Below are 17,657 nucleotides of genomic sequence, written 5' to 3'. Positions count from 1 at the left end.
CTTTTCACTCAAAACCTTCTTCTTGCTCTGCATTATATAGCGCAATATCCCCATGTTCTCCAGTACGAATACGATAAGCATCCTCAACCGGAATTATAAAAATACGACCGTCCCCAATCTCTCCTGTCTTTGCCGCCTTCAGAATAGCAGACACGGTCTTTTCTACATTCTTATCCCGTACAATTATAGAAATAAGAATTCTCTCTATACAACTGGTGTCATACACTACCCCACGATAAATACGTCCCTGACGAGACTTCCCGACACCTCTTACATCATAATATGAAAACCATTCAATATCGGCCTCCAACAGGGCATCTTTAACGTCATCAAACTTCGTCCTACGAATAATTGCTTCAATCTTTTTCATACCTTAATTCAATTTGAAATTTTATTCTTAAATAAAAAGGAAACAGAAACAAATGTCGTGACAAACTGCGCTATTATACTACTATAAACCTATCAAACGACAATATCGACTTCTGCTCCTTTAAATATCTAGAAACTCATACCTACAACCAAATACACATTATCTTGATTCGGGGAAAAAATACATTGAACGAATAATGGCAAATCAAAACTATCAGTCACTTTAATCTCTTTACTTGCCTTTAATGAAACTGAGGACACGTCAAAACCATTCGTCCCTTCTCTATGATATAATCCTGTCCACGGAGTAACTCCCAAGCTTGCAGTAAGATCTACTCCTTTCACAGAAAAGTCATATCCGGCTTCAATATAAGTAGAAAAGCAACGATCCCCATTCGCTTTCTTATCGGAATTAAATCCGAACATCGTACTCCATGTTAATGATAAAGGGAATTTTTCTCCCCCATAATACCCGATTGTCCCCTCAAGAAAATGACTATCTTTATATTTAAAATATCGGGCGCCTTCTCCTGACCACCAATAATCTGTTACAGTAAGACTTAAACCGCTAAAAGTATAGTTCAAAGAGAGATCAAACTCCTTAGCCGGAGAAGCAAAATTAAAATCCGTAGATCCCCATGCAGTCAGTGAAAACCCCGCATAAGACAATGCTAAAGATGGTTGAATCGCTGGACCGGTTTGATAAACACCTCTCCAAATATAACTGCTTACCAGATCTACTCCGGGCGAAATTTTAAACTGAGACTTTGTCTCCGCCTTTACGTCCAAGAACAAACAAAATGCAACAATAACAAACAAGCATCTAAAAATAATCTTTTTCATCTTATTCTATTTTAAAAATTAACAATCCTCCTTATAAAGAGATAAATAAATACCAGTACTTAACCTATCCTTTCTCAAGGAATAATCTATCATCACAAAAATTTTATTTATAAAGAATACAAATATCAAAAAAGATACAGTATATAATAATATAAAAGCAAATTTCATTAATACCACATATAATCAAAACAAAAAGTTATTTTTCAATACAAAAAAAATATCTTTTTGATATTAAATAAAAGTAAAATATACACTATTGTAAAAAAAAACATACAAAGTTACAATATGATTATATATAAACCTAAATACAAACAATAATATATAAATAACCATATTATTGTAATAAATTATAATAATAGAGATAAATAAAGAACATACGATACCTATATTGAAAAACATTTATGCAACAAATTAGATAATAGCAAGATTGCATTAAAAAAGTGCATGGATAATTTGCAGAAACGAAAATAAAGCGTACCTTTGCAACGCATTTGGAAAATCAAATGCAAGCGATGATTCGCTAGCTCAGCAGGTAGAGCACAACACTTTTAATGTTGGGGTCCTGGGTTCGAGCCCCAGGCGGATCACGGAAACGCTGGACAGAAATGGACAGTAAATGTACAACTCCTACAATATCAAAGTATTGTAGGAGTTTTTTCTTTGTATAATGTCTGTGACCTAAGACACAAAAGGTCACAAAAAGACATGCTTTCGCGACCCATAGTCGATTCGAAATTTATTTGGATAATACAACATAAGATTAGCACATTGATCTGTTTTTAGTTTTGAACAACATCTCTATCTCCCCCTATATCTGAAAATCTTTATAACTAATTTTCAAATAAAAAGATTCTATCGCTCCTAAAATAAATATATTTCGTTTCAAAATCAGGGATTCGGGTACAATTATCCGTAAATCATATACATGTCCATTTGTCTTATCATAATAATTTTGTAATCAGAAATCTTAACAAAAAAATAGAAAGCTATGGATCACAAATTTTTCCGGGAAAAAGGAGTAAACGATGTTTCAGGTATAACCGAAACAACTACTGAGTTCCTCTCGCACTCTTGCAAAAATAGTACTATACTGATTTTTTCTGAACTTATAACAGCAAATAATTAAATAAGAATTATTATGAGAAATAAAATTTTATATACGTTTATTGCATTAGTTATAAATATCCCTTTTATTATGGCACAAGAAAAAATCAAACAAACGGCCGGACGTGATCAATTAGGAGAATTTGCTCCTAAATTTGCAGAACTTAATGACGATGTTCTTTTCGGTGAGGTGTGGAGTCGTACTGACAAACTCGGGCTACGTGACCGGAGTCTGGTTACGATCACATCTCTTATCAGTCAAGGTATTACGGATAATTCTCTGATTTTCCATCTTCAATCAGCAAAGAAAAATGGAATTACACGAACTGAAATTGCCGAAATTATCACTCATATCGGCTTTTATGCAGGTTGGCCAAAAGCTTGGGCTGCCTTCAACCTCGCAAAAGAGGTATGGGCAAAGGACAGTGTCGGCAACGACGCAAAAGCCAAATTTCAGCGTGAAATGATTTTCCCTATCGGAGAACCAAACACCGCATACGCTCAATATTTTATAGGTAACAGCTATCTTGCACCTATTTCACACGAGCAGGTAAATATATCCAATGTTACATTCGAACCTCGTTGCCGCAATAACTGGCATATCCACCGTGCAACAAATGGTGGTGGACAAATGCTCATCGGAGTAGCCGGACGTGGCTGGTATCAAGAAGAAGGGAAACCGGCAGTAAAAATTCTTCCCGGAACAGTTATTCATATTCCCGCGAATGTCAAACACTGGCACGGAGCTGCATCCGATAGCTGGTTTGCCCACCTTGCGTTCGAAATTCCCGGTAAGGATGCTTCCAACGAATGGCTTGAACCTGTTTCAGATAAAGAATATGAAAAACTCGACCGGTCGGAATAAATTCTAAGAGCCTGTCTACTAAATCTTGCTCGAATCAAGTTTGAAAAAAACCCGCATGAATAGTCGGTTTTTCTTTTGAGATACTGTGTAAAAAGTCATATAGGATAGAGGAAAAGAGTCTAAAATTTTATTAAGTAGTAGGAAGCAATTACTTACGGTTATCCAAATCCAAGAGATATAATACCGGAGACTACAACTCCGCAGCCAAAGTTTTCTGTTCAACAACATAGAAGACGGGATTAGCAGAGATAATCGGAATACGCCTGATAGATTTGTTAATAGACAAATTTATCAGGCGTATTCCGATAAATACAGTATAATACAACCGGTAATAATGCGACAGGACGTAAGGCCTATTCTCCCCTATCTGTCCGACTGAGCTCTACTTTTACGATTACTTGGACCGAATAGGTTGTAAAATAAAAGCTGGTACAGTCAGGCTATTCCTGTTTTCATTCTAAAATAGGAATGAAAACAGGTGGATTATTATTTGTTTTTGAGTTTTTATACAATCTCTCGAGAGAGGATTAAATGGTGTGTTGTTTCATTTGGCTGAATACTTTATTAAACTTTAAAACGAAGAGTAAACCGACTACCTTTTCCCAATTCACTATCTACAGTCAATGTTCCGTTATGAGCTTCAACAAAATCTTTAGATATAGACAACCCCAAACCGCTACCTTGCACCTTTGTTCCGGGAACTCGGAAATAACGGTCGAATATGCTTTGATGATAACGGGGATCTATTCCCTTACCAAAATCTTGTACATAAATTTCCACAATATCGCCCTCTTGTTTCGCTCCGATAATTATACGTCCGTTTTGCGGAGTATAGCGTATTGCATTACTTAATAAATTCGTGATCACCCAAGCAATCTTTTCACTATCAACAAACAGCTTGCTGATCTTTTCTGGATATTCGACTTCTATCTGGCAACCGAATTTATCTGCCTGAACCTTATTTGCTTTTATCGCATATTCTATCAATTCTATCGGTTTTGTTATTTTAGGCATCAGTTGCAACCGGCCGGTCTCGACCTGAGTCATATTCAACAACTCTCCCGTGATACTCAAAAGCCGGTTACTATTTTCTTTTATGCTCTCAGAAAGTTGTTTCTGCTCATCATTCAGTTCTCCAACCCGATTGTCTTCTAATAGTTTAAGACTCATTAAAATCGCCGAAATAGGAGTCTTCAACTCATGAGATATAGTAGAGATAAGCGTTGTCTTTGCCGAATCCCGCTCTTTAAACTCCGTGATATTATTCAACAAAATAATATTTCCTATGTTCTTCTGTTCATTTTCACCGGCTTCAACAATCCGAATCGGAATATATTTTGCCTGAAAATAACTTTCTTTATTATCTGCATATATCTTCAGAGGTTCTTGTTTTTCATTCGGAGACACCAACTCTTTCACTAAACGACGAAGCAGATCATTTTTTAACGCAACTTCTGTTGCCGAACGATATAACAAATCACCTTTTTTCAAATGCAACAAATTAAGAGCTTCTTCATTGACAAATACAATCTGCATCTCTTCATTCAAACCTATAATAGGTTCTGTGATACTATTTACAATCGCCTCGATGTATTTTTTCCCCGACAAAATATCGGATATTGAACTATCATGAAACTCTTCAAGCCTTTCTGCCATTTTATTAAAAGAAGCCGCAACACCGCCGAACTCTACACCCAACCCAGTTGGTAGCCTTTTTTTATAATTCTGATCAGCAACTTCTTGAATTCCTTTGATCAACTCTTTTATCGGCTTAACGATATATTTAGGGAAATAGGCCAAAAGACCTATGGAAACCAAAATACAGAAAACGAACAAAACAGAAATCCATAATAGAGAGTTCTCCGCCGCCGCTTCCGCCATCTGGTTTTTATGAGAAATAGATATCATATTCAACTCCATGATACGATATAAATCGGCACGCATTTTCCCGATAGATTTTCGATCCGGATTTTTTTGATATTCTTCTAAATGCTCCTTCAAAATACGGGTTGCCTGCAATTCGTCTGTTTCTGTAATATTTTTCTCCTGCAACCTCAAATTTTCAATAAAAACATCTAAAGCGGCAGGGTCTGAATCGATCTTTTCCAATGCCACAAGCATACTACGGGCATAATTCAGAGAATTATTATTCGCATCATAAATATTTCTTGAATTCCGGTCTAATTCATATACCGAACTTATGGCAAGCGTACCTAACATAAGAATCATCGCAAAAAGGATGCAAATGCCTAACGTAAGTTTATTTTTTATTCTCATACTCTTTCAGATTTTGAAATCCAAATCTAAGCCAAAATAATTAAATCTATATTGGAAGTTGATAAAAAGTCCACTAATTTTTTATAATTCATAATAGAAAAGATTGCCGAGAAAAAGGATAATTCAGGTTTTCCTATACAACATTTAGTAATATGATTATTTGCACATGTTTCTATAATTCCGTCTATTACATTTGACTTCTGCAACTGAATTACTTCTCCCCCAAGTTCCGTCGCCAATTTAAAATGATTCAACAAATGACGCTGCACCGCCAGCGGAATTCTGTCGGCACTTTCTTTCGGTGTCTGAACATATAAAACCGAGAACTGCGTATTATGATGAATTGCCAACCGTGCAGCTTTCCGTATCAGCTTACGAGGTGTTTTTTCATTGGTACTAATACACACTAATATTTTTTCATGTCTTACTCCTACATTACCTACTACGACTTCATCTTCGACTTTTTTCGCGACACGCAAAGCAACCTCTTTCAATGCCAACTCCCTCAATTGCAGAATATTGTCGGCATTAAAAAAATGAGACAACGCCCACTCCACTTTATCTGAACGGTATATTTTCCCTGCTTTCAGACGTGCCAAAAGTTCCTCTGCCGTCAAATCAATATTTACGACTTCATCTGCCTCTTCCAAAACGCTATCCGGAATACGCTCTTTTACTTCTATTCCCGATATTCGCTGAATTTCATCGTTCAACGCCTCTATATGCTGGATATTAACCGCACTGATTACATTGATTCCCTCATCAAGAAGCTGAAGGACATCTTGCCACCTTTTTTCATTCAGGCTTCCCTCCACATTAGTATGCGCCAATTCATCGACGATTACAATTTCAGGACGTATCCGGATAATCGCTTCCACATCCATTTCTTCCAATTCCTTGCCTTTATAAAAGATTTTCCGACGTGGTATTACGGGAAGCCCTTTCAACTGTGCATCCGTATCTGTACGACCATGAGTCTCAACGTAACCGATCTGTACATCTACACCGCTTTCCAACAATTGGTGCGCTTCCTGAAGCATTCGATAAGTTTTCCCTACTCCAGCAATCATGCCGATATATATCTTAAACTTACCCCGTCTCGATTGCTTTATTAAATCTAAAAAATGCTGGACACTTTTTTCTTTATCCATCTCCACCGCTTTATAAAATACATATACCCCCGGTGTCGCTAATCACCGAGGGGTATAAACAAAACATATTTAAATAGAACAACACAACTTTATCATCGTATAGTAATCCCGAAAACGAAATGTACGTCTTCACGATTAGGATTCCAAATTACTTGCGTATAAACCGGCAAGGAAAAACGCTCATTAAAATGGATCTCCTTTGTCGCTTTCAATGACACATTCGTAACGGCAAAATCATCATTTTTATATTGTTCTGAACGCCAAGGACTACAACCGACGGCAGCATTCAACTGTACCCCCTTAACGGTAAAAGGATACCCGAATTCCATATAAGAAGAATAAGCGTTGACACGGCTACCATCAGAAATCGTCTTACGGTCACCTCCTGCAAACATCGTATACCAAGAAATACTCAACGGAAATTTCTCAACCGGAAGCGCATAGGACAATCCCGCTTCAAAAATATGATCTGTAGTGTGATTATCAAAATTGAAATAGTTATTTTTACCGTTTTCACGGTCATTATAAATGCCAGACTGACCTGCCCACCATAAATCGGCAACAGAAATAGTCAAGCCTGCAATGGTATAAGCTGCCGTAATATCGGCTTCTTTATGACCTTGTCCTGTAAAATCGACACTGCCCCACGCCGTCAGAGAAAAACCGGCTACTTGAAGACCTAATGTCGGCTGAACAGCAGCTCCAGATTGGTACATACCTCTCCAAATATAAGAACTTACTAAATCTCCCTGTACATTAAAACTTACTCCTTTATTTTCTTCTTGTGCTTTGAGAACTACGGGAGATATGACACTCAACAATATAATTATAAACTTTTTCATTTCCAATTTTCTTATCTTTGATATATCCTATTATTAATTATTTATTTTGTTGGTCCAACGCAACGTTCAGTTTCAATACGTTTACTTTTGCCGTTCCGAAAAGTCCTAATAATGGAGCTTCGGTATTTTCCTCTACAATTTTACGGACCTTATCTTCTTGCATACCCCGAGCTTTTGCTACTCGTTTTATTTGCACTTCTGCACTTTGCGGTGTTATGTGAGGATCAAGTCCCGAACCGCTGGCTGTTACCATTTCTGCAGGTACTTCATTCCGTTTTAAATAAGGGTGATGCACCAAAAAGGTATCAATACGTACTTCTACTTCTTCGAGATATTCGGGATTTGTAGGACCTTTATTACTTCCGGCAGACGCATCTGCGGTATAATCGGCAGCAGAAGGACGTCCCCAAAAGTAAATATCCTTAGTAAATTTTTGTCCGACATTCGCCGCTCCAACGACTTTTCCATCCAACGTCACAACTTCGGCATTTCCGTTTCCCGGTCCTGCTACTTTGGCAAAAGCCCATAAAACGAAAATGTAGCATAAAGAAAAGAATACACAGAATACCAGCGTTATCTTTATCGATTTCCAAACTATTGATTTCATCTCTATCATTATTATTTAAAAGAATAAACTTACAAACATATCTATCAATTTAATTCCTATAAAAGGCACGATAATACCTCCAAGTCCGTATATCAACAGATTTCTGCGAAGAAGAGCGGATGCCCCTATCGGCTTATATGCCACACCCTTCAAAGCCAGAGGAATTAACGCCGGAATAATCAATGCATTGAATATCACTGCCGAGAGGATAGCCGTTTCAGGACTATGCAGATTCATTATATTTAACGCTGCAAGTTGCGGAATGGCAATCATGAACAGAGCAGGAACAATTGCAAAATACTTTGCCACATCATTCGCAATAGAGAAAGTTGTCAAAGTTCCACGTGTCATCAACAACTGTTTTCCTATCTCCACGATTTCTATCAATTTTGTAGGGTCGTTGTCCAAATCTACCATATTACCGGCTTCTTTAGCAGCTTGTGTCCCACTATTCATAGCAACACCGACATTAGCCTGTGCCAGAGCAGGAGCGTCATTTGTTCCGTCTCCCATCATTGCAACCAACTTGCCGCTGTTTTGCTCTTTCTTGATATATTCCATCTTATCTTCCGGTTTAGCTTCTGCAATATAATCATCAACTCCGGCTTTTGCTGCAATATATTTAGCAGTAAGAGGATTATCTCCGGTCACCATAACGGTCTTCACTCCCATTTTACGCAGACGTTCAAAACGTTCTTGTATTCCCGGCTTAATAATATCTTGCAACTCAATAACTCCTACTACTTTGCGATCTACACTGACAACCAAAGGAGTTCCCCCGTTACTTGAAATCACATTGACCAATTCTTCGGCATCTTTCGGGAATGTATATCCGGCTTGAGTAGTAATCGTACGGATTGCATCAAAAGAACCCTTTCTGATCTGCATACCGTCTTTCATATCCACTCCTGAACACTTTGTTTCGGCAGTAAACCGGATCATCCGTTCTACCATCATACCTTGTCTTGAAGCATTTACATCAAGCCCTTTACCTAACTCAACGATAGATTTACCTTCCGGTGTTTCATCAGAAAGTGAAGAGAGCACACACCATGAAACAAATGTTTTAAAATCTACCGAAGCATCTGTACAATACATTTTCGTCGCTTTCCGGTTACCGATCGTTATCGTACCCGTTTTATCCAAAAGTAATGTGTCTATATCACCGGCAGTCTCAACAGCTTTACCCGATTTCGTAATCACATTAGCCCGCAAAGCACGATCCATACCGGCTATACCAATTGCAGAAAGCAATCCTCCGATCGTCGTAGGGATAAGACAGACAAACAGTGCGATAAGTGATCCGACTGCAATTGTAGCACCGCTATAATCTGCAAATGGTTTTAAGGTTACACAAACGATCACAAAAACGAGAGTAAATCCTGCCAACAATATGGTCAATGCTATTTCGTTCGGTGTTTTTTTCCGAGATGCGCCCTCAACGAGAGCAATCATCTTATCCAAGAAACTTTCACCGGGACGACTTGTCACCAAAACTTTTATAACATCGGAAAGGACTTTAGTACCACCTGTTACAGAGCTCTTATCCCCCCCAGCTTCACGAATGACTGGGGCACTTTCTCCGGTTATCGCACTTTCATCGATAGAAGCCAAACCTTCGATAATTTCTCCGTCTGCCGGAATAACATCTCCGGCTTCGCACAAAAAGATATCTCCTTTTTTCAATTCAGAACTCGGTACGACTTTAATTTTATCTCCAGACAACCTCTTTGCCGGAGTTTCCTCTCTTGTCTTTCTCAAACTATCGGCTTGAGCTTTTCCTCTTGCTTCGGCTATCGCTTCTGCAAAATTGGCAAACAGTAAAGTCACAAACAAAATAATGAATAAAGTCATGTTATATCCGAATGAACCCTGAGTAGGATCAACTAACGAATAGAACGTTATAGGCAACATCAATAGTGTAACGACTTCGACAGTGAACATGATCGGATTTTTAATCATCATGCGCGGATCGAGCTTTACGAACGATTGTTTTATACTTGCTAAAACCTGCTCTTTCTGAAAGAGCGAAGTTGAAATATTCTTTTTCATCTCAGACTCTTAATTAAATATATAAACTTAAATGTTCGGCAATAGTACTTAATGCGTGAACCGGGAAGAAAGACAGTGCTGCAACGATAAAGATAACGGCAAATGTCATAGCGCCGAATGTTGCAGTATCAGTTTTTAACGTTCCGGCACTTTCCGGAATATATTTCTTTTCAGCAAGCAATCCGGCAATTGCAACCTGTCCGACTATCGGAATAAAACGAGAAAGAATCAATACGATACCACAGGTATAGTTCCAGAACATCGTGTTATCTCCTAATCCTTCGAATCCCGAACCGTTATTGGCTGCACAAGAAGTATATTCATACAACATTTCGCTCAACCCATGGAAAGACGGATTATTCAACCAACCTCCTTCCGATTCTACAAAAGCCGGATTATGAACATATAAATAAGATGCTAAAGCTGTTCCTACCAGAATAACGAACGGATGAAGCAAAGCCACGATCGTTGCGATTTTCATTTCTTTGGCTTCGACTTTCTTTCCTAAAAATTCAGGAGTACGCCCTACCATAAGACCACTGATGAAGACTGCAATGATAATAAATACATAATAGTTCATAAAACCGACGCCGACTCCACCGAACCAAGTGTTGATCTGCATATTCAACATCTCGATCAATCCGCTCAACGGCATCGTACTGTCATGCATACCGTTTACCGAACCATTCGATGTTACAGTTGTGGTAACGCTCCAGAATGCTGTTCCGGCAGCACCCAAACGAACTTCCTTACCTTCCATAGCCCCATTCTCCTGAGCTATTCCCATGTTATCGATTGCAGGATTCCCATTCATTTCGTAATAGGTATTAATACCTACCCCGACAATATAAGCAAAGAACATTACGGCAAAAATACTTGCTCCGAACTTTTTCCGTTTCAGATAAAATCCTAAAGCCCATATCATAGCCATCGGAATAATCAATATCGAACAACATTCGAAAATATTGGTCAAGAATGTCGGATTTTCCAACGGATGAGACGAGTTCACTCCGAAATATCCACCTCCGTTAGTACCCAATTGCTTAATAGGAACAATTGCTGCGGCAGGTCCTTGCGAAACCATTTGTGTCCCGCCTTCTAATGTATTTACCTCCATTTTTCCGTCAAATCCCATCGGTGTTCCTTCAAGAATCAAAACAAAACCGACAAGTAAGGAAAGAGGTAATAAAATACGTGTACAACTACGTACCAAGAAATACCAGAAATTCCCGATTGTTTTTGTCGTTTTTGCTGCCATCGCTTTCATTATTCCTGCCATTGCCGCCATACCGGTTGCCGCAGTTATAAATTGGAAAAGCATAATGACAAACAATTGTGTGAAATAAGTCAAACCGCTCTCTCCACTATAATGCTGAAGATTACAATTTACCATGAAACTGATACATGTATTGAATGCCTGATCAGCCGTCTGGTTAGCATTCCCGTCCGGATTTAACGGCAGCCACTGCTGGGTACATAGCAATACCATTCCCCAGAAAAACCAAACTAAATTTAAAACCAATAATGCTTTCAGGAATTGTTTCCAGTTCATTTCTTCTTTCGGATCAACCCCTACCAGCTTATAAATAAAATTTTCTACAGGAGTAAAGAAATCCCAACGACTTTTTTCTCCTTTATATACTTTTGCAATATGTTTCCCCAGCGGATAACTAAATACCAGCAAAATCACAATTTGCAAAACAGATCCTAATATTTCCGTATTCATTTCTATTAACTGTTACGAATTTTAAAACTTTTCGGGATTGACAAGCACATACATCAAATACCCGAACAAAACCAAACTAATAATAAATAAAATTGTGTACATAAAAACTCCTTTCTTTTCAGATTTTCTCAAACCAATCTATACACTTTAAAAAGAGCCAAAAACATGCAGCTCCACTTAAACACATAATAATAAATGATAGCACTTCATTCATATTGTCATTCTTTTTAATTAAACATGCCAGCTTTATAGCGAATGATGTGCCAAAATGGGAAGCAAAATACTACTATACTAAAAATGAACACTTTATATAATTAGGCTATTATAATAAACGGGGTGCAGCCTTTTCAAAATGAAAAGGCTGCACCCCGTTTTGAAAAATGTAATTTCACTCTATAACCCGTACTCTTCTATCTTGCGATAAAGGGTAGTCAACCCGATTTTAAGTAATCGAGCCGCTTCGGTTTTATTTCCTTTAGTATATTCGAGAACACGAATAATATGTAGCTTTTCTATTGACGCCAACTCAAAATCAGAACATGAACTACTTCCGATACTCTTGTTTTCACTTATCTGTTGGATATCAATAGGAAGGTCTGTCGATGTCAGAATCTCCCCATTACAAACAATCATACTACGTTCTATTACATTCCTTAATTCCCGTACATTTCCTTTCCATGTGTACCGACACAACACCTCATAAAAAGAAGAGTCGATCTTCGGAATCGACATACGTAGTTTCTCAGCGAATGATCGTATAAAACTATCTGCCAATAAAGGAATATCTTCGGGATGTTCTCTTAATGCAGGTAACTGTATCCGAAAAACCGACAGCCTGTAAAAGAGATCTTCCCTAAAACTTCCGTTTTCGATTTCTTGTACCAAATCCCTGTTGGTTGCAGCGATGACCCGGACGTTTACTTTCGTCGGCTTCGTTTCCCCAATCTTTATATATTCTCCTGATTCTAAAATACGAAGTAATTTTGCCTGAAGATCATATGCCATCTCTCCGATCTCATCTAAAAAGATAGTACCATTATCAGCCTCTTCAAATAAACCTTTTTTATCCTTTAATGCACCGGTAAAGGCTCCGGCTTTATACCCGAACATTTCACTTTCCAATAATTCTTTACTAAAAGCGGAACAATTGACTGCAACAAAAGATTTTTTATTTCTCAAGCTATTTTTATGTATTGCTTGAGCAAATACTTCTTTCCCTGTTCCGGTCTCTCCGGTCAACAATACCGGAACATCGGTCATGCTTACTCTCTTGGCCAAAGATATCGCATCTGAAAGCAAACGGGAACTTCCGATAATAGAGTCAAACGAATATTGTCTTTCATCCATTCGCTCTTCTTTATTTACCGACTTATTTTTAGCAGCTTTTTCCGAAGCTTGACTCAATAAAGGTATAATACGGTTATTATCATCCCCTTTGGTTATATAATCGAATGCACCGTTTTTAATCGCCTGTACACCATCAGAAATATTACCATGTGCCGTCAACAATATCACCTCCGACATAGGAAACTCTTTTTTCAGACGGACAACGAAGTCCACCCCATTCCCATCAGGCAGAAAGACATCACACAATACGACGTCCGGGACAGCTCTTTTCATTTCGGATAAAGCTGTTTTGCAGTCGGCAGCCTGATAAATTTCATAACCTTCTAATTCGAGCATTCTTGCTAACAGTTTCCGTATCTGGTCTTCATCATCAACAATCAATATCTTACCCATCTTTTTTATAAAATTATCTTATAGACTGTTTAAAATTTTCCGATAAAACAGATTTAATCAAGTTATTTTTACATTTTCACTTGTCAGATAAGCCATTATCATCCTTAAAAGAAACACACAAACCTGCCCTGAGTAAAATTTAGACGACAGGTTCTTACCCGGCAAATATATCATATATTTATCTTACTCCCAAATAAACTATTCTATCCGGGAATATTGACAATCTTCCAAATTCGCCAAACAAGACACAAAAAAAACGCTCCGTTTTCGGAGCGTTTTTCTGTATATGCTGCATATATTATTCAGCACTTTCTGCAGGAGCAGCTTCAGCAGCAGGAGTCTCTTCGACCGGAGCTTCTTCTGTCGCAGCCGCAGCAGCCTCTGCCTCAGCAGCAGCCTTTTCAGCTTTTTTCTTAGCGACAACCTCAGCAATAGCCTTATTAACCTCTTTTTCTGCTTCAAGGCGTTTCTTTGCATCAGCCTGTTTAGCATCGGCAAGCTTAGCCTTTATAGCTTCAACAGCATTTTGTTTGTTTTTCAACCAGGCTTGGAAACGGGTTTCAGCTTCTTCTAAAGAGAATGCACCTTTTTTGACACCGCCTAACAAGTGTTTTTTCATCAACACGCCTTGTGCAGACAAGATATTACGAGTTGTATCGGTGGGTTGAGCACCGGTTTGAAGCCAATACAAAGCTCTTTCGAAATCCAAATTTATTGTAGCAGGATTAGTGTTCGGATTATAAGAACCTATCCTTTCAATAAACTTACCATCACGTGGTGCCCTGCTATCGGCGATTACAATGTGATAGAACGGATAACCTTTACGACCGTGTCTCTGTAATCTAATTTTAGTTGCCATTTGAAATTTTTTAAATTGTTATTACTTGCATTAGCGGCGCAAAGGTACGTTAAATGTTTTAATATACAAAATATTTACTTTAAGAAACTTCTCTAATCTACCCAAATTTACCTATTCCGGAAAACGGTACACCTTATTATATATAGACCTCGCAATTTTTTATTAGACCTTTCCAAATCCTATCAAGAACAGTCTCTAAAATTCCAAACAAAATTTAAAGTTCATCATTATACAGGAATACAAAAATGACATAAAATTGCAATGAAATTGTAGTAAAAAAGATAAAAATATATGCTATCTTTGTAAAATAAATGAACAGACTACGGGAAATAGTCTCTTGTCCAAATAAACCTTCGTTTAATTGGACAGTCTAAATAAAAGTTGTATATGGTAAATACAGAACTTTATCTTATTCATGCATAGATAATTGTTCTGAACAATTGAAGAATGTGTTTTAGATTTTAAAGGGATGATAAAAACGAACGATTGTTTGGATAGGATGAAAAAAATCAAAATACCTGTTCCTTTTGTTTCTCTTCCCCTTTTTTATTTAAACCCCAATTAAAATTTAAAAGTATTTTTATTTACTAACCAAAATAAAACGATTATGAAAAAAACTACTCTTTTTAAATCATTATTAGCAATGACCATTGCTTTTGCCGGGAGTAAATCTTTTGCTGATAATTATGTACAAATTACTTCAATAGACGAACTTACCACAGGATCTTACGTTGTTGTCGGAGGAACATCCTCGAATGCCATGTCCACTACCCAAAACACTAAAGGTACATTTTACATGAAAATCGAAGCGGTGACTGTGGATGGAGACAAAATCGTCGATCCCAGCACATCTGTTATCTGGACCATCACCAAAGATGATAGCAACGGAACTTTTTCATTTTCTGCAAACGGGAAATATGTAAGTTCCAATGGGGATGCTAACTCTTCCAAACTGATTGACGCTATTGCCAATACCGCCCAATATAATGCGACTTTCGAAGACGGAAAATTTAAGTTCGCTTGTGTAAGTCCAACCGGAAGATATTTACAATACAACGCCAATAAAAATCAAGAACGTTTTGCTTGTTACAAAGGAACTCAACAAGACTTTCAATTATTTAAATTGGAGGAATTAGCAGAAGGTACGACGGCAACCCCAAGCATTACCCCTCTTAGCGGCACATATTACACCGAACAAGAAGTTTCTATGACATGTGAAACTACCGATGCAAAAATCTATTATACGACAAACGGTGATGTACCAACCTCAGGATCAACTCCTTACACCACTCCGTTCAAGGTTTCTACTACAACGACCATCAAAGCAATCGCAATAGCCGACGGCTTAAAAGCAAGTAGTGTAAAAGAAGTTGTTTTAACTTTCCCGATTGCCACTGAAGTAGCTAATATTGCAGAATTCATGTCCACAGCAACTGACGGGGATGCTGTTTACAAAATTACCGGTCCTGTAAGTGTCGTTTATCAAGATGATTTGAACCTTTATATACAAGATGCCAGCGGAAGTTTATTGATTTATGGAAATATTTCTGAGAACTATAATGAAGGCGATGTAATAACCGGATTTATCGGGAAATATGGTACTTATCAAAAAATGACCCAAATGATTCCTTTATATGCTCCCACAGCTGTGAGCGGCACTCCGGTAGAACCTGTTACAATGGCTATTACCGACATCACCACAGCAGATGTATATAAATACGTTAAATTGTCAGAAGCTGTGTTCAAAGAAGATGCAACTTTCGAAACAGGCGAGACGACAAATGGAATTGTCGTAAGTGGTGAAACTGAAATGAACATTCGGAATAACTTCAGAGTTATTGAAGGTACTTTCGAAGCCTCAAAGAAATGGGACATCATCGGATTAGTATCTGTATATAACGGAACACCTCAAATATATCCGATCAGTATCACTGAAGCTACACTTGACGGCGTAAAAGCTGCTGCAACAGATGACAATGTAGCTATTTACAGCTCGAACGGCAAGATCTATATCAATGCTCTTGGTGGAGAAAAAATCGAATTGTTCAGCATCACTGGACAAAAAATAGCCGAGAAAATTGCTGCTTCAGGCATGAATGTTTTCGATGCTGTTTACGAAATTACACTGGTAAAAGTAGGTTCTAAAGTTGTTAAAGTCATCAAATAATGACACAATTTATATTTTCGAAAAAAGCGTGGTTTTTCCACGCTTTTTTCATTTTCAGTATAAACATCATAGCTCAGTCTCCTGTATGGACCGAAGATTTTGAATATCCTATGGGAGACGAAATAGGGAATCACGGTTGGATATTTGAAAATTATAATCCATATCTAAAGGTTTGCCCCGGACTGACATTCAAAGGATATGCGGGATCGGGTATCGGAAACGGATTACAGATAGAAGAAGAAAATAAAAATGCTGCCCGGCACAGATTTCCGCAAATCTCAGAAGGTTGTGTTTATGTATCTTTTCTCGTCCAATTTAACAGTAACCTCAAAAGCCAATATTTTTTTACGCTATGGGACGGGAATATGCCAAGTTGGGCCGGTGGGACAGATACTAAATTTGCCTTTAACGGACGGATATATGCAGAAAACAATGCCAATTTCGATTCAAAATTAAATATCGGCCTGTCTTTTCATGATAACGCCAAAGCAGTCTATACAACCGATAAACCTGTTACTATCGGAGAGACTTATCTCCTCGTCATCAAATACGAAATAATACCGGGAGACAATAACGACAAGGTTTCATTGTTCCTCTTGGATCACGTGCTGAATAAAGAGCCGAACGAACCTTTGTTAGGTCCTCTATCCGATAATGCTTCTAATGGTGATATTTTTCCGGCAGGATTGATGTTTCGCCCCAGCCATACCGGGCAGGATATTGTCGTTGACGGTATTCGTGTAGGCACGACATGGGAAAGTGTAATTTCGACTGCTTCATCAGGTATGTCAGAGACAATAACAGAGAATAACACACTACAAATCAATAAAGATGCACAGCATATCATTATAACTCTGCCTAAAAAAGAAGAAATTAATGTATATGCCATCAACGGCAGTCTCGTTTTATCGGTCAAAGGAAATCAAGGAAAAAACCGTATCCCGGTCTTTAATAAAGGAGTATATATTGTCACAGCCGGGCAGAGAAAAGGCGTGATAATTTTCTAACCTGCCCAATATAAAGCAGACTTTACAGGATAATAGTTTATATCATAA

Annotated in this window: 14 protein-coding genes and 1 tRNA gene; 4 read left to right on the top strand and 11 right to left on the bottom strand. The window is 37.9% G+C overall.

What is annotated here, in order from left to right:
• Positions 1-4: 4 nt before the first annotated feature.
• Together AC0UMU_RS03700 and AC0UMU_RS03695 are read right to left on the bottom strand one after the other, a co-directional pair.
• Positions 5-370, bottom strand: a complete 366-nt coding sequence (locus tag AC0UMU_RS03700; RefSeq protein ID WP_009319435.1) for a P-II family nitrogen regulator — start codon at positions 368-370, stop codon at positions 5-7.
• 128 nt (positions 371-498) lie between these two features.
• Positions 499-1,212 (bottom strand): TorF family putative porin, encoded by a 714-nt coding sequence (locus tag AC0UMU_RS03695; protein ID WP_009319436.1) that lies wholly within the window; start codon positions 1,210-1,212, stop codon positions 499-501.
• Positions 1,213-1,726: 514 nt separating this feature from the next.
• Here AC0UMU_RS03695 and AC0UMU_RS03690 point away from each other — a divergent pair.
• Together AC0UMU_RS03690 and AC0UMU_RS03685 are read left to right on the top strand one after the other, a co-directional pair.
• A tRNA-Lys gene (locus tag AC0UMU_RS03690) sits at positions 1,727-1,799 on the top strand.
• A 551-nt stretch (positions 1,800-2,350) separates the two neighbouring features.
• Complete coding sequence (locus AC0UMU_RS03685; protein WP_009319439.1) at positions 2,351-3,181, top strand: carboxymuconolactone decarboxylase family protein; 831 nt, start codon at positions 2,351-2,353, stop codon at positions 3,179-3,181.
• A 564-nt stretch (positions 3,182-3,745) separates the two neighbouring features.
• On the opposite strand, the gene AC0UMU_RS03680 is transcribed toward AC0UMU_RS03685, so the two are convergent.
• From AC0UMU_RS03680 to AC0UMU_RS03640, 9 genes are all read right to left on the bottom strand, one after another.
• Positions 3,746-5,458 carry an ATP-binding protein gene (locus tag AC0UMU_RS03680; RefSeq protein WP_278714723.1) on the bottom strand — a complete coding sequence of 571 codons (1,713 nt, stop codon included), beginning with the start codon at positions 5,456-5,458 and terminating at the stop codon, positions 3,746-3,748.
• Between the two features lie 26 nt (positions 5,459-5,484).
• On the bottom strand, positions 5,485-6,609 hold the full coding sequence (locus AC0UMU_RS03675) for a sensor protein KdpD (RefSeq protein WP_009319441.1): 1,125 nt from the start codon (positions 6,607-6,609) through the stop codon (positions 5,485-5,487).
• 92 nt (positions 6,610-6,701) lie between these two features.
• On the bottom strand, positions 6,702-7,451 hold the full coding sequence (locus tag AC0UMU_RS03670) for a TorF family putative porin (protein WP_009319442.1): 750 nt from the start codon (positions 7,449-7,451) through the stop codon (positions 6,702-6,704).
• Positions 7,452-7,488: 37 nt separating this feature from the next.
• On the bottom strand, positions 7,489-8,058 hold the full coding sequence (locus AC0UMU_RS03665; protein WP_009319443.1) for a K(+)-transporting ATPase subunit C: 570 nt from the start codon (positions 8,056-8,058) through the stop codon (positions 7,489-7,491).
• 15 nt (positions 8,059-8,073) lie between these two features.
• Positions 8,074-10,110: a potassium-transporting ATPase subunit KdpB gene (kdpB, locus tag AC0UMU_RS03660; RefSeq protein ID WP_278714722.1), complete on the bottom strand. Its 2,037-nt coding sequence runs from the start codon at positions 10,108-10,110 to the stop codon at positions 8,074-8,076.
• A gap of 13 nt (positions 10,111-10,123) precedes the next feature.
• Positions 10,124-11,836 (bottom strand): potassium-transporting ATPase subunit KdpA, encoded by a 1,713-nt coding sequence (gene kdpA, locus AC0UMU_RS03655; protein WP_278714721.1) that lies wholly within the window; start codon positions 11,834-11,836, stop codon positions 10,124-10,126.
• A 21-nt stretch (positions 11,837-11,857) separates the two neighbouring features.
• Positions 11,858-11,938, bottom strand: coding sequence for a K(+)-transporting ATPase subunit F (gene kdpF / locus AC0UMU_RS03650; protein ID WP_081705664.1), 81 nt, complete (start codon positions 11,936-11,938; stop codon positions 11,858-11,860).
• Between the two features lie 291 nt (positions 11,939-12,229).
• Positions 12,230-13,576 carry a sigma-54-dependent transcriptional regulator gene (locus tag AC0UMU_RS03645; protein ID WP_278714720.1) on the bottom strand — a complete coding sequence of 449 codons (1,347 nt, stop codon included), beginning with the start codon at positions 13,574-13,576 and terminating at the stop codon, positions 12,230-12,232.
• Positions 13,577-13,874: 298 nt separating this feature from the next.
• Positions 13,875-14,435 carry a 30S ribosomal protein S16 gene (locus tag AC0UMU_RS03640; RefSeq protein ID WP_009319448.1) on the bottom strand — a complete coding sequence of 187 codons (561 nt, stop codon included), beginning with the start codon at positions 14,433-14,435 and terminating at the stop codon, positions 13,875-13,877.
• Between the two features lie 607 nt (positions 14,436-15,042).
• Here AC0UMU_RS03640 and AC0UMU_RS03635 point away from each other — a divergent pair.
• On the top strand, positions 15,043-16,602 hold the full coding sequence (locus tag AC0UMU_RS03635) for a chitobiase/beta-hexosaminidase C-terminal domain-containing protein (RefSeq protein WP_278714719.1): 1,560 nt from the start codon (positions 15,043-15,045) through the stop codon (positions 16,600-16,602).
• Positions 16,602-17,609, top strand: a complete 1,008-nt coding sequence (locus AC0UMU_RS03630; RefSeq protein WP_278714718.1) for a hypothetical protein — start codon at positions 16,602-16,604, stop codon at positions 17,607-17,609. The genes AC0UMU_RS03635 and AC0UMU_RS03630 overlap by 1 nt, the downstream gene beginning before the upstream one ends.
• Positions 17,610-17,657: the final 48 nt, after the last annotated feature.

Source organism: Coprobacter fastidiosus, from assembly GCF_982245605.1.
This window is presented reverse-complemented; position numbering and strand designations above follow the sequence as displayed.